Origin of the sequence: Nonomuraea jabiensis (assembly GCF_014204795.1) — a bacterium.
Classification (GTDB): domain Bacteria; phylum Actinomycetota; class Actinomycetes; order Streptosporangiales; family Streptosporangiaceae; genus Nonomuraea; species Nonomuraea jabiensis.
This window is the reverse complement of record NZ_JACHMB010000001.1, coordinates 10,686,347-10,698,896: the sequence shown is the minus strand read 5'-3', so window position 1 is coordinate 10,698,896 and position 12,550 is coordinate 10,686,347. Positions and strand designations below refer to the sequence as shown.

At 71.2% G+C, this 12,550-nt stretch carries 12 protein-coding genes; 10 read left to right on the top strand and 2 right to left on the bottom strand.

The window, feature by feature from the left end; translation table 11 throughout:
- Positions 1-5: 5 nt before the first annotated feature.
- Positions 6-1,187 carry an SfnB family sulfur acquisition oxidoreductase gene (locus HD596_RS48980; RefSeq protein WP_185076161.1) on the bottom strand — a complete coding sequence of 394 codons (1,182 nt, stop codon included), beginning with the start codon at positions 1,185-1,187 and terminating at the stop codon, positions 6-8.
- Positions 1,188-1,270: 83 nt separating this feature from the next.
- Here HD596_RS48980 and HD596_RS48975 point away from each other — a divergent pair, with 83 nt between their 5' ends.
- The 7 genes from HD596_RS48975 to HD596_RS48945 are packed head-to-tail and all read left to right on the top strand — an operon-like array spanning position 1,271 to position 10,342.
- Positions 1,271-2,884, top strand: coding sequence for an ABC transporter substrate-binding protein (locus tag HD596_RS48975; protein ID WP_185076160.1), 1,614 nt, complete (start codon positions 1,271-1,273; stop codon positions 2,882-2,884).
- A gap of 3 nt (positions 2,885-2,887) precedes the next feature.
- Complete coding sequence (locus HD596_RS48970; protein ID WP_185076159.1) at positions 2,888-4,507, top strand: ABC transporter substrate-binding protein; 1,620 nt, start codon at positions 2,888-2,890, stop codon at positions 4,505-4,507.
- The gene (locus HD596_RS48965) at positions 4,504-5,436 is read left to right on the top strand and encodes an ABC transporter permease (protein WP_185076158.1); all 933 of its coding nucleotides are present in this window, start codon (positions 4,504-4,506) and stop codon (positions 5,434-5,436) included. The genes HD596_RS48970 and HD596_RS48965 overlap by 4 nt, the downstream gene beginning before the upstream one ends.
- Positions 5,433-6,236 carry an ABC transporter permease gene (locus tag HD596_RS48960; protein ID WP_185076157.1) on the top strand — a complete coding sequence of 268 codons (804 nt, stop codon included), beginning with the start codon at positions 5,433-5,435 and terminating at the stop codon, positions 6,234-6,236. The genes HD596_RS48965 and HD596_RS48960 overlap by 4 nt, the downstream gene beginning before the upstream one ends.
- The gene (locus tag HD596_RS48955; RefSeq protein ID WP_185076156.1) at positions 6,233-7,801 is read left to right on the top strand and encodes a dipeptide ABC transporter ATP-binding protein; all 1,569 of its coding nucleotides are present in this window, start codon (positions 6,233-6,235) and stop codon (positions 7,799-7,801) included. The genes HD596_RS48960 and HD596_RS48955 overlap by 4 nt, the downstream gene beginning before the upstream one ends.
- Before the next feature lies 1 nt (position 7,802).
- Positions 7,803-8,981 carry an SfnB family sulfur acquisition oxidoreductase gene (locus HD596_RS48950; RefSeq protein WP_185076155.1) on the top strand — a complete coding sequence of 393 codons (1,179 nt, stop codon included), beginning with the start codon at positions 7,803-7,805 and terminating at the stop codon, positions 8,979-8,981.
- The gene (locus tag HD596_RS48945) at positions 8,978-10,342 is read left to right on the top strand and encodes an LLM class flavin-dependent oxidoreductase (protein ID WP_185076154.1); all 1,365 of its coding nucleotides are present in this window, start codon (positions 8,978-8,980) and stop codon (positions 10,340-10,342) included. The genes HD596_RS48950 and HD596_RS48945 overlap by 4 nt, the downstream gene beginning before the upstream one ends.
- A 4-nt stretch (positions 10,343-10,346) precedes the next feature.
- On the opposite strand, the gene HD596_RS48940 is transcribed toward HD596_RS48945, so the two are convergent.
- Positions 10,347-10,841: a rhodanese-like domain-containing protein gene (locus HD596_RS48940; RefSeq protein WP_185079478.1), complete on the bottom strand. Its 495-nt coding sequence runs from the start codon at positions 10,839-10,841 to the stop codon at positions 10,347-10,349.
- 91 nt (positions 10,842-10,932) lie between these two features.
- Here HD596_RS48940 and HD596_RS48935 point away from each other — a divergent pair, with 91 nt between their 5' ends.
- The 3 genes from HD596_RS48935 to HD596_RS65995 are packed head-to-tail and all read left to right on the top strand — an operon-like array spanning position 10,933 to position 11,845.
- Complete coding sequence (locus HD596_RS48935; protein WP_185076153.1) at positions 10,933-11,265, top strand: hypothetical protein; 333 nt, start codon at positions 10,933-10,935, stop codon at positions 11,263-11,265.
- A 43-nt stretch (positions 11,266-11,308) separates the two neighbouring features.
- Positions 11,309-11,722 (top strand): hypothetical protein, encoded by a 414-nt coding sequence (locus HD596_RS48930; protein WP_185076152.1) that lies wholly within the window; start codon positions 11,309-11,311, stop codon positions 11,720-11,722.
- Positions 11,723-11,743: 21 nt separating this feature from the next.
- Positions 11,744-11,845: a helix-turn-helix domain-containing protein gene (locus tag HD596_RS65995; RefSeq protein ID WP_185079187.1), complete on the top strand. Its 102-nt coding sequence runs from the start codon at positions 11,744-11,746 to the stop codon at positions 11,843-11,845.
- The last annotated feature ends 705 nt before the right edge of the window (positions 11,846-12,550 follow it).

Genomic DNA, 12,550 nt, shown 5'->3' with positions numbered 1-12,550 from the left:
CTCTCCTAGAGCAGGCCGTGCCGGGGCGGAAGCTGGCCGTTGAGCACGTAGCGGCCGATGTGCTGGATCTTCCAGCGGGCCGGGTCGTGCAGGGTATGGGTGCGGGCGTTGCGCCAGTGGCGGTGCAGGTTGAGCCCGTCGAGGCTGGACCGGGTGCCGCCCAGCTCGAAGATCGCGCCGCCCAGCTCCACCGCCACCGGGTCGGCGAACGCCTTGGCCGCGGCCACGGCGATGGAGGCGGCGGCGGCCGTCTCGTCGGTCAGGTCGTCCCGGGCGGCGTCCACGGCCTGTGCGGCCCGGTCGAGCAGTGCCTCGGCGGCGCGTACCTTGACGACAAGCTCGCCGGCTCGCTGGATGACGAGCGGATCGTCGGCCGCGCGGTCCTGACCGCTCTCGAACCACGGCCTGGCCTTGGTCCGGACGAACTCCAGCGCCTCCTCCAGCGCTCCGCCTGCGATGCCCACGTCGATCGCGGCGTGCAGGAGCTGGGCGTACGCCCCGTGGAGCTGCGGACCGGTGAACGTGAGGTGGTGCGGCACCACCCGGTCCTCGGGCACGTGCACGTCCTCCAGCCGGACCGTGCCGCTGGCGGTGGTGCGCTGGCCCATGCCGTCCCAGTCGTCCACGACGGTCAGGCCGGGGGCGTCTCGCGGCACGTACGCCACGTGCAGCGTTCGGTCCTCCCGCCGTGCCAGCACCGGGATCCAGTGCGCGAACAGCGCGCCCGTGCTGTAGTGCTTGATGCCGTTCAGCAGGAAGCCCCCTGCGGGGGCGGCGGTCAGCGAGGTCCGGTAGTCCTGGACGTGCTTGGTGCCCGCCTCGGACTGCGCGTTGCCGAAGCGTCTGCCGTCCAGCACCTCGCCGAAGAAGAACTTGCGCTGCATGTCCGTGCCCTGCTGCCGCAGGACGTTGACGTAGACGAAGTGGCTGTGCGGGATCTGCGCGAGGTTCGGGTCGGCCGCGGCCAGCAGCCGGAACACCTCGGCGAGGGTGCGCGCGCTCACGTCGGCACCGCCGTACGCGCGCGGCACGGTGATGGCGAGCAGACCGCTGGCCGACAGCCTGTCGAGCTCGGGCTCCGGCAGGCGGCGCTCGGCGTCGCGGGCCGCCGCCTCGGCCGCGAACCCGGCGGCGAGCTCGCGCGCCGCCGCAAGCGCCGCGGCGTCGCCGGCGATCACGTGGGTCATGTGTTTCGTCCGTTCTGCGTGTTACGTTATGGTTCACCGTAATCCCTGCAATGCAGGTAGGCAATATCTGTTTAAGGACTCCCATGCTGACCCGCTTCACAATGCTGCTCGTCACGGCCCTGCTGCTGGCCGGTTGCGGCGCTGACACCACGCCGCAACCGGTCGTCGGCGACGCCGGCCCGCAGTCCGGAGGCACGCTCGTGCTCGGGGAGAACGGCGACGAGCCCGCCTGCCTCGACCCCCACCAGCTGTCCACCACGAACACCACGGTCGTGAGCCGCCCGATCTTCGACTCCCTGCTGTGGCAGGACGCCGAGGGCAACCTGAAGCCCTGGCTGGCCTCCGCCTGGAAGATCTCCGACGACGGCCTGACCTACACCTTCACTCTCCGGAACGGCGTGACGTTCCACGACGGGTCGGCCTGGAACGCCGAGGCGCTGAAGCTCAACCTGGAGCACATGCGCGACCCGGCGACCAAGTCGCCGCTGGCCGCCTCGTACATCGCGCCCTACAAGGACGCGAAGGTCGTGGACGAGCACACGTTGGAAGTGCGCCTGAGCTCGCCGTACTCGGCGTTCCTGAACGTGCTCGCGCAGTCGTACCTGGCCATGATCTCGCCCAAGCAGCTCAAGGAGGACCCGGCGAGCACCTGCGAGCACCCGATCGGCTCCGGCCCGTTCGTCTTCGGCAAGTGGGCCAAGGGGCAGAGCATCACCTACCGCAAGAACCCCCGCTACGCGTGGGGGCCGACCGGCCGCACGGGTCCCGCGTACCTGGACGGTCTGGAGATCCGCTTCCTGGCCGAGGACGCGACCCGCTACAACGCGCTGCTCGCCGGCGAGGTCAATGTGATCGACAACACCCCGCCGGCCAGCGTCGAGGACGTCAAAGCCAACCCGGACCTCGCCTTCGCCACCATCGACCGGCCGGGACACCCGTTCTCGGTCTGGCTCAACACCGGCCGCGCCCCGTTCGGCGACCAGAAGGTACGCCAGGCGCTCACGCTGGCCGTGGACCGCAAGGCCATCATCGACAGCGTCTCCTTCGGACAGTGGAGTGTGGCCACGGGCTTCGTCACCCCCTCCACCCCCGACCACGCCCAGGGCGGGCAGATCGCCTACGACCCGGCCAGGGTGAACGAGCTGCTGGACGAGGCGGGCTGGACGCAGAAGGACAAGGACGGCATCCGCCTCAAGGACGGCAAACGCCTGACCGCCGTCGCCCTCGACACGGGCGTGAACCCGCAGAACACCCAGATCCTGGTCCAGGCTCAGGCCGCCGCTGCCAAGGCGGGCATCGAAATCAAAATCGAGAACGTCACGGCGCAGATCTCGTCCGACCGCACGGCCAAGGGCGACTTCGACGTGTCCGTCGGCATCTGGACCACGAACACCGCCGACGTGCTGTGGATCCAGTACTCCTCCAAGAACATCACCACCGCCGAGCGGCGCGGCCAGAACACCACCAGGCTCTCCGACGACGACCTCGACAAGCTGCTCGAAGAGGCCAGGGCCAGCACCGACCCCGCCCAGCGGGCCGGAATCTACGGCAGGGCGCAGGCCCGGCTGCTCGAACTGGCGCCCGCCATCCCGCTCTACAACAGGCCCAGCCTCGTCTCCTCACAGAAGCGGGTGCACGGCCTGACCTGGGACTACGCCTACGGCGCCGTCACCTTCCACGACGCATGGGTGAGCTGACACATGACCAAGACCCCTCTCGCCGTCCTCACCCTCGCGCTGCTGCTCGCCGGATGCGGCAGCGCGGCCGGGACCTCGGGCGGCACCACGAACACCCCCAAGTCCGGCGGCACCCTGATCCTGGGCGAGAACGGGCAGGAGCCGCCCTGCCTCGACCCGCACGGCAACGCCAGCTCCGACGGCCCGGTGAGCACGGTCCCGGTGGCCGACTCGCTGGTGTGGTTCGACGCGGACGGGACGATCCAGCCGTGGCTGGCGGACAGCTGGGAGATCTCCAACGACGGCAGGACCTATACGTTCAAGCTCCGCCAGGGCGTGAAATTTCATGACGGGGCGGTCTGGAACGCCGAGGCCCTCAAGGTCAACTTCGAGCACATGCGCGACCCGGCGACCAAGTCACCGCTGGCCGCCTCGTACATCGCGCCCTACAAGGACGCGAAGATCGTGGACGACTACACGCTCGAAGTGCACCTGAGCTCGCCGTACCGGCCCTTCCTCGACATCCTCGCCCAGGGCTACCTCGGCATGATCTCCCCCAAGCAGATCAAGGAGTCACCGCAGACCATCTGCGAGCACCCGATCGGCTCCGGCCCGTTCGTCTTCGACAAGTGGACCAAGGGCCAGAGCATCACCTACCACCGCAACCCCGACTACAAGTGGGGTCCGAAGAGCGCCAAGCACACCGGCCCCGCCTATTTGGCGAAGCTGGAGATCCGCTTCCTGGCCGAGGACGCGACCCGCTACAACGCGCTGGCCGCCGGCGAGGTGCACGCCATCGACTTCACCCCGCCGCAGAACGTCGAGGACGTCAAGGCCAACCCCGATCTCGGTTTCCTCACCGCGATCCGGCCCGGCCACCCGATGTCGTTCTGGCTGAACACCTCGCGCCCGCCGTTCGACGACATCCGGGTGCGCCAGGCGCTGCTGGCCGCCGTGGACCGCGAGTCCATCATCCAGGGCATCTCCTTCGGCCAGTACCAGGTGGCCCAGGGCTTCGTCACCTCCTCCACGCCCGGCTACGCCCAGGGCCTGGCCGGCACCATCGCCTACGACCCGGCCAAGGCGAGCAAGCTGCTCGACGAGGCCGGCTGGACGGCCAGGGACAAGGACGGCATCCGGCTCAAGGACGGCAAGCGGCTGACCGCCTACTTCCCGATCGCGGCGAACTTCCCGGCCCAGCGCATGCAGATCGCCGTTCAGACGCAGGCCGCGGCCAGGAAGATCGGCCTGGACATCCAGATCCAGACGCCGCCCGAGCAGGAGCTCACGGACCGCTCGATCAAGGGCGACTACGACCTGACCTCGGGCCTGTGGGCCACGAACACGGCCGACGTGCTGTGGATCCAGTACTCCTCCAAGAACATCACCACCGACAAGCGACGCGGCCAGAACGTCGCCCGCCTGTCCGACTCCAAGCTCGACGACCTCCTGGAGAAGGCGAGAGGCACCGCGGACCCGGCCGAGCTGTACAACCAGGCGCAGTCCAGGCTGCTCGAACTCGTCCCCGCCATCCCCTTCTACGACGACCCGCGCCCGGTCGCCTACCAGAAGAAGGTCCGCGACCTGGCCTTCACGCCCGCCTACCCGTCGCCGTACTTCTACGACACCTGGCTGGACGAATGAAGACCCTGAAGTTCATCGGATGGCGCCTGCTGGCCGGGGTCGGCGTGCTGTGGGGTGCGGCGACCCTGACCTTCCTGGTGGTGCACTTCACCCCCGGCGACCCGGCCGAGGCCGTCGTCGGGGGTGAGGGCGCCGCCCCCACCCCGGAGGTGCTCGCCCAGGTCAGGGCCGAGTACGGGCTCGACCGCCCTTGGTACGAGCAGTACGCCGCCCACCTGTGGCGCATCGCGCACGGCGACTTCGGCACCTCCTACCGCCTGCACACCCCGGTCACCCGGGCCATCGGCGAGCAGGCCGCCGCCACGGTGGAGCTGGCCGTGGCCGCCGCCGTCACCGGGCTGCTCCTGGCGATCGCGGTCGCGCTGGCCACCGCCGGGCGCCGCCGGTGGCGCGGTCTGGCCTCGGCGGCGGAGCTGGTGGCGGCCTCGACGCCGACGTTCTGGCTGGGCATCGTGCTGCTGACCGTCTTCTCCTTCGGTCTGGGACTGTTCCCCTCGACCGGCGGCCAGGGCCTGGCCTCGCTGGTGCTGCCCGCGCTGTGCCTGGCGTTGCCGATCGCGGGCGTGCTCGGCCACGTGCTGCGCGAGGCGCTGGAGGAGGTGCTGGACGAACCCTTCATCGTCAGCGCCCGCGCCCGCGGCCTGGGCGACACCGCCGTACGGCTGCGTCACGCGCTCCGGCACGCCCTGACCCCGCTGGTCACGATGACCGGCTTCTGGTTGGGCGCGCTGCTCGGCGGCGCCGTCGTCACCGAGACGCTCTTCACCCGCCAGGGCATCGGCCGTCTGCTCGTCTCGGCCGTGAACGCCAAGGACCTGCCGCTCGTGCTCGGCGTGGTGCTGCTGTCCGCGCTGGTCTACGTCCTGGTCAACCTCCTGGTCGACCTGCTCTACCTGGTCATCGACCCCCGCCTCAAGGAGACAGCGTGAACCGGGTCGGCGTGTGGCTCGCCGCGGCAGTCCTGACCGTGCTGGTCCTGGCCGCGCTCGCGCCGGGCCTGTTCACCGGCCAGGACCCGCTCGCCGTGGACAGCGGCGCCACCCTCCAGGCCCCCAGCGCCGCGCACCTGCTCGGCACCGACGAGAACGGCCGCGACGTGCTGGCCCGCGTCGTGCACGGCACGCGCGCCTCGCTGCTGCTCGGCTTCGGCGCGATCGCCGTCGCCCTGGTCTTCGGCGGGCTGCTCGGCCTGGCTGCCGGGCTGGGCAACCGGCTCGTCGAGAACGTCATCATGCGCCTGTCCGACTTCGGCATGGCCTTCCCCGAGCTGCTGCTGGCCCTCGTCGTCATCACCGTGGCGGGCGGCGGCACCGCCAACGCCATCCTCGCCATCGGCGTGGCCAACATCCCCTCCTACGCCCGCCTCGTCCGCGCCCAGACGCTGGCCATCCGCCGGGCGAGCTACGTCGAGGCGGCGTACGCGCTGGGACTGCCAGGGCCGCGCGTGATCCTGCGCCACGTGCTGCCGAACGCCGTCAAGCCGGTGCTGATCCTGGCCACCATCGGCGTCGGCACCGCCCTGGTGGCCGGCTCGGCGCTGAGCTTCCTGGGACTCGGCACGCCGCCTCCGGAACCCGAGTGGGGCTCCATGCTGTCCACCGCCCGCAACTTCATCTCGCGGGCCTGGTGGTACGGCGTCTTCCCCGGCCTGGCGATCACGCTGACGGTGATCAGCGTGACCGTGGTCGGCCGGGCACTCAGATTGCGATCGGAAGGGAGGACCGGGTGAGCCTGGTCAAGGTGGACGACCTGCGCGTCACCTTCGGCGCGACACCGGTCGTGCACGGGGTGTCGTTCGAGATCGGGGCGGGGGAGTGCCTGGCCCTGGTCGGGGAGTCCGGCTCCGGCAAGAGCGTCACCGCACGCACCCTGGTCGGCCTCACCGGAGGCGGCGCTCGCGTCGCCGCCGGCGAGCTGACCTTCGACGGACAGGACCTCACCCGCCTGCGCGAGCGCGGCTGGCGGCGCCTGCGCGGCGGCCGGATCGGCTTCGTGCTCCAGGACGCCCTGGTCTCGCTGGACCCGCTGCGCAAGGTCGGCAAGGAGATCGAGGAGGTCCTCACCACCCACACCGGCCTGTCCGGCGCGCGCCGCCGGGCCCGGGTGGTGGAGTTGCTGACCGCCGTCGGCGTGCCGGAGCCCGAACTGCGCGCCGGGCAGCTCCCGTACGAGCTGTCGGGCGGGCTGCGGCAGCGCGCGCTGATCGCCGCCGCGCTGGCCGCAGACCCCGAGCTCGTCATCGCGGACGAGCCCACCACGGCCCTGGACGTCACGATCCAGGCGCAGGTGCTGGACCTGCTGGCCGGGATCAAAGCCGAGGGCAGGTCGCTGCTGGTGATCAGCCACGACCTGGCCGTGGTGGCCCGGCTGGCCGACCGGGTGGCCGTCATGAAGGACGGAGTGATCGTCGAGCAGGGGCCGACCGGCGAGGTGCTCACCCGTCCTGCTCACGAGTACACCCGGCGCCTGTTGCGGGCGATCCCGGCCGAGCACACCAAGGGCACCCGCCTGTCCAGCACCGCCCCCGCGGACCCGCGCCCCGCCCCCGGCGAGGTCGTGGTGCGGGCCGACAGCGTCGGCAAGTCATTCGGCGGCCGGGTCGCGGTGCAGGGGGTGTCGTTCGAACTGCGCGCGGGCGAGACCCTGGGGATCGTCGGCGAGTCAGGCTCGGGCAAGACCACCACCGCCCGCATCGCCCTCGGGCTCACCAGGCCCGACACCGGCACGGTCGAGGTGCACGGCCGCCCCTGGACCGGACACGACCCGGGCCTGCGCCGCGATGTCCAGGTTGTCTACCAGGACACCCTGGCCTCCTTCGACCCCCGCTACACCGTCGCCAAGGTGCTCGCCGAGGCCCTGGCGGTGGCGGGCGTGCCGCGCGAGCGCCGCCGCGCCCGCTCCGTCGAGCTGCTGGAACTGGTGGGGCTCGGCGAGGAGCACCTGGCGCGCCGGCCGCTGAAGCTGTCCGGCGGGCAGCGGCAGCGCGTGGCCATCGCGCGGGCCCTGGCCCCGTCGCCGTCGGTGATCGTGTGCGACGAGCCGGTCTCGGCGCTCGACGTGTCGGTGCAGGCGCAGGTCCTCGACCTGCTGGAGGACGTGCAGCGGGAGACGGGCGTGGCCTACCTGTTCATCTCCCACGACCTGGGCGTGGTCCACCACCTGTGCGACCGGGTGCTGGTCATGAAGGACGGGAGCGTGGTCGAGGAAGGGCCGGTCGGGACGGTCTTCCGCGAGCCCGCGCACCCGTACACGAAGGAACTCGTGGCGGCGATCCCGAGACTGGCGGTGGCGTGACATGGCACATGTGATCAAAACCGACGAGGAGGCGATCGCGGTCGCCCGCGAGCTGGCCGCGAGCTTCGCGGCAGGCGCGGCGCGGCGTGACGCCGAGCGCGTCCTGCCCGTGGCCGAGATCGAGGCGCTGTCGGACAGCGGCCTGCTCGGCATCACCGTCCCCGCCGAGCACGGCGGCGCCGGGGTGCGCACCGCCACGCTCGGCTCCGTCATCAGGGAGCTGTCGGCCGCCGACGCCAGCATCGGGCAGATCCCCCAGAACCACTTCTGGTACCTCGACTCGCTGCGCGAGCACGGCACCCCCGGCCAGCAGGCGTTCTTCCACGCCGAGGTCCTCGCCGGGCGCCGCCTCGGCAACGCCGCGGTGGACGCCCGCGGCCCCGACGGCGAACGCGAGCGCGCCACCCTGCGCCCGCACGACGGCGGCTACCTCATCTCCGGCCGGAAGATCTACTCGACCGGGGCGCTGTTCGCCCACTGGATCCCGGTGACCGCGCTCGACGAGGACTCGCACAGTGTGGCGTTCGTGCCCCGCGACACCCCCGGCCTCACGGTCGTGGACGACTGGGACGGCTTCGGCCAGCGCACCACGGCCAGCGGCACCGTCCTGCTGGAGGACGTGTTCGTGCCCGCCGACCGCGTCATGCCGGTGCGCCGCGACGACGTCAGCACGTTCCGCAGCTTCGGCCTGCTCATCCACGCCGCCATCGACACGGGCATCGCGGAGGGCGCGCTCGCCGACGCCGCCGCCTTCCTGCGCGGGTACGTCAAGGGCGGCTGGCCAGGCGCCCAGGCGGAGAAGGTGGTCGAGGACCCGGTCGTCGTACAGCTCTTCGGCGAGCTGGCCGTGCTGACCAGGGCCGCCCGCGCGCTGCTGGAGAGCGCCGGCGACGCCGTGGACCGGGCCAGATCGGCCCCGCCCGAAGAGCTGCCCGCGCTCGCGGCGGAGGCGGCCGTCGCGATGGCCGCCGCCCGCGCGCAGGCCGACCGCGCCGCCAATCGGGTGAGCGCCGAGTGGTTCGAGCTGGCCGGGGCCAGCGCCGCTCGGCTCCCGCTCGGCCTGGACCGGCACTGGCGCAACGCCCGCACCCACACCGTCCACGACCCGCGGCGCGCCAAGGTGCACGACGTCGGCGACTACCACCTCAACGGCATCGCCCCCAGGAGCTTTCCTAGATGAGCGGCATCATCCACTTCAACCTGTTCGAGATGAACTGCGTCGGCCACATCCAGCACGGCCTGTGGACCCACCCCGCCAACAACCGCCACCGCTACACCGACCTGGAGTACTGGACGGACCTGGCCAGGCTGCTGGAGCGCGGCCTGTTCGACGCCGTCTTCCTGGCCGACGTCGTGGGCGCCTATGACCGCTTCCGCGGTGGCCCCGAGACCGCCATCCGGGAGGCCGTGCAGATCCCCGCCAACGACCCGCTGCTCGTGGTGCCCGCCATGGCCGCCGTTACCGAGCACCTGGGGTTCGCGGTCACGTTCTCGACCACGTACGAGCCGCCGTTCGCGCACGCCCGCCGCATGTCCACCCTCGACCACCTCACCAAGGGCCGCGTCGCCTGGAACGTCGTCACCTCCTACCTGCGCGGCGCCGCCCGTAACTTCGGGCTCGACGACGAGATCGAGCACGACCTGCGCTACGAGATCGCCGAGGAGTACCTGGAGGTGCTCTACAAGCTGTGGGAGGGCAGCTGGGAGGACGACGCCGTGGTCCGCGACCGGGAACGGCACGTCTACACCGATCCCGCCAAGGTGCACGCCATCGACCACGTGGGCAAGCACTTCAGGGTGGCCGGGCCGCACCTGTCGGAGCCGTCGCCGCAGCGCACGCCCGTCCTCTACCAGGCGGGCAACTCCGACCGGGGCAAGGACTTCGCGGCCAGGCACGCCGAGGCGGTCTTCACCGGCGCCGCGTCCCTGGAGGCGCTGCGCGACGACATCGCCGACACCCGCCGCCGCGCTGCGGCGTACGGCCGCGACCCCTCACACATCACGTTCTTCCCCAGCGCATCGGTGATCGTGGCGCACACGCAGCAGGAGGTGGACGCCAAGATCGCCGACCTGCAGCGGCACATCCGCCCCGAAGGCTTCCTCGCCCAGCGGGGCAGCGGCATCGACCTGGCCGCCTACGACCCGGACGAGCTCATCGACGACATCGTGGCCCGGGGCGGCGACTTCACCGAGCGGGCCGTGCGCCCGCTGACCGGCCGTGGCCTGCGGGTGCGCGACGTGCTCGACTCCGTGGGCCGCATCGGGCAGGGCGGCCCGTTCTTCGCCGCCGGCACGCCCGAGCGGGTCGCGGACGAGATCGAACGCTGGGCCGACGAGACCGGCGCGACCGGGTTCAACCTCATGCAGTACCTGTCACCGGGCACCGCCGAGGACTTCATCGAGCTGGTCGTGCCCGAGCTGCAGCGCAGGGGCCGCTACCGGACCTCCTACGAGGACACGACGCTGCGCGAGCGGCTGCTCGGCCCGGGCGTCCACCGGTTGCCCGCCACCCATCCGGGGGCCGCCCACCGCCGGGGTTGACGGCTCACCGGACCACCCGGAAGTGGTGGGTGCCGTCCCGCTCGAGCTGCCCGACCAGGCCGAACTCCCACACAAGGTACGCCTCCATGGCCGTCCGGGCGTTGTCAGCGCCCTCGTACGGGCGCCGGTGCCGGCGGCCGCATCGGCCGCACAGGCCGGGCAGCTCGACACCGCCCGTGCCCTGGCCGAGCGGGCGGTGCCGTACGTCACCCGCCCCGTTGCGCGTGCCAGGCTCGTCCGGGTGCTGGCGGCAGCCAGGGCCGGGAACGGTTCGCTCCGGGGAGCGAACGACCTGCTGCTCGCCGAGGCTGCCAGGAGTGATCGCCACAGTGCCATCGGTATGGTGATGGAAGCGGTAGGGAACGCCTGGTTCGCGGGCGACCTCGACATGGCCGTCCAAGCCGCCGGGCACCTCGACGCCCTGCAGTTGGACGAGGGCGGTTCGCTTGTGCCGGTGCATCAGCTGCTCGACTGGATCGTCTCGTTCGAGCCTGGACACCTGGTCACTCGACCTCGCGAACACCGTCGTCGCCGACAACCGAGCGCGGGGGGCGATCGCAGACCTGTTCGCGGCGCTCTATCACGCGGCCATGACCGAGGCCATGCTCGGGCGGCACCGCGACGCCGTAGCCAGCGCCACCGAGGCGCTCAGCATCGCGCAGGACACCGGCCAGTGGCAGTGGATCAGCCTCGCGAGCGGTGTACTGGCCTACCACGCCGCGATCGAAGGCGACGAGGCACACACCTGCGGCCTGGCGGCCGGCACCCGAACCGGCTCCCGCGACCGGGTCTTCCCGCCCGGCATGCACCGGGCCGAATGGGCGCTCGGCCTGCTCGACCTCGGGTACGGCCGGGCGGAGGCGGCACTGGAGCGGCTCGAGCCCCTCGGCCTGGGGGGACGGGCGCCATCAACTATCCGGTGAACGCAGCGCCCCCGACCTGATCGAGGCAGCAGTACGGATCGGTGTGCCCGAGCGGGCGACCGGCCCGTACACCCGCTTCGAGGACGTCGCCCGCCGCGTCAGGCAGGCGTCCATCGACGCCCTCATCGAACGCTGCCGGGCTCTGCTCTCACCCGACGAGCGGGCGGAGGCACATTATGCCGCCGCGCTGCGCAGCCACGAACACGACAGCAGGCCGTTCGAACACGCCCGCACGATGCTCCTGTACGGGGAGTGGCTGCGCCGGGCGCGCGCAAAGCCGAGGCCCGCGAGCACCTGCGCGCCGCACTGGCGATCTTCGATCACATCAACGCCAGGCCCTGGGCCGAACGTGCCGGCATCGAACTCGACGCCACCGGTCTGGCCGTCACACGCGGACGGACCCAAGGTGTTCTCTCCCAGCTCACGCAGATCACCCGACTGGCCGCCCAGGGCCTGACCAACCGCGACACAGCTCTTCCTGAGCCCACGAACCGTCGGCCACCACCTCTACAAGGCCTACCCCAAACTGGGAGTCACCTCCAGATCAGAACTCGCCACCCTCCAACTGACCGACCAGTAGTGCTTTGTCAGGTCGGCGTGTCGTGGAGTCGCTGTGACCAACGGTGGGTTACGTCCCGTCGGTGGTGGAGATCCGGCCTTGAACGGCGCGTCGTCTTCAACGACCGCGGGCCCAAGCCATGGCGCGAGCAGGGGTGCCGCCGCCCACAGAACCGCCCACGCAGCCTCCATCAGAGCTGGGCCTGCTCTGCCCCCGCTGCCGCCGGCGCGGGCCCGCGCTGACTTCTACGCCTGATCATGACAACGCCAACATGCTGTCCGCATGGTGCAAGCCCTGCTTCCGCGAGATCGCCCACGTGTGTGGGTTGCCTATCCGCCGTGCAACGAACCGCGTCATCATGTCGAAGTGCCGCAGGTAGAAGTCTTCGAAAGCCTGCGTCCGTGTTAACGGGTCCGCCGGTTTCTCCTGGTCGGGCCGCACGAGCTGGGCTCCCTTCGTTCAACAGTGCCTACACCTTGTACTTGACCGAACCTCGCGATGCATTACGAGGTGGGTGCGGATGAGGGCGAGCGCCGGCCCGCGTGGCTGCCCTGGTGTACCTGGACGCCATGGTGCCGGGCGACGGCGAGTCCCCTTCACGCCCGTCTACCAGCGGCTACGCGAGGATCTCGCGTGGGAGACGTACGTGCTGGACGGCGGGCACAACCTCATGCGGGACGCACCGCAGGACCTGCTTAAGATCCTCCTCGCCCGCGAAACCGCCCG

What these genes read in the sequence shown, in the direction of transcription:
- HD596_RS48980 (WP_185076161.1), bottom strand. Translation starts at nt 1,187, where the DNA reads ATGACCCACGTGATCGCCGGCGACGCCGCGGCGCTTGCGGCGGCGCGC.
- HD596_RS48975 (WP_185076160.1), top strand. Translation starts at nt 1,271, where the DNA reads ATGCTGACCCGCTTCACAATGCTGCTCGTCACGGCCCTGCTGCTGGCC.
- HD596_RS48970 (WP_185076159.1), top strand. Translation starts at nt 2,888, where the DNA reads ATGACCAAGACCCCTCTCGCCGTCCTCACCCTCGCGCTGCTGCTCGCC.
- HD596_RS48965 (WP_185076158.1), top strand. Translation starts at nt 4,504, where the DNA reads ATGAAGACCCTGAAGTTCATCGGATGGCGCCTGCTGGCCGGGGTCGGC.
- HD596_RS48950 (WP_185076155.1), top strand. Translation starts at nt 7,803, where the DNA reads ATGGCACATGTGATCAAAACCGACGAGGAGGCGATCGCGGTCGCCCGC.
- HD596_RS48945 (WP_185076154.1), top strand. Translation starts at nt 8,978, where the DNA reads ATGAGCGGCATCATCCACTTCAACCTGTTCGAGATGAACTGCGTCGGC.
- HD596_RS48935 (WP_185076153.1), top strand. Translation starts at nt 10,933, where the DNA reads ATGACCGAGGCCATGCTCGGGCGGCACCGCGACGCCGTAGCCAGCGCC.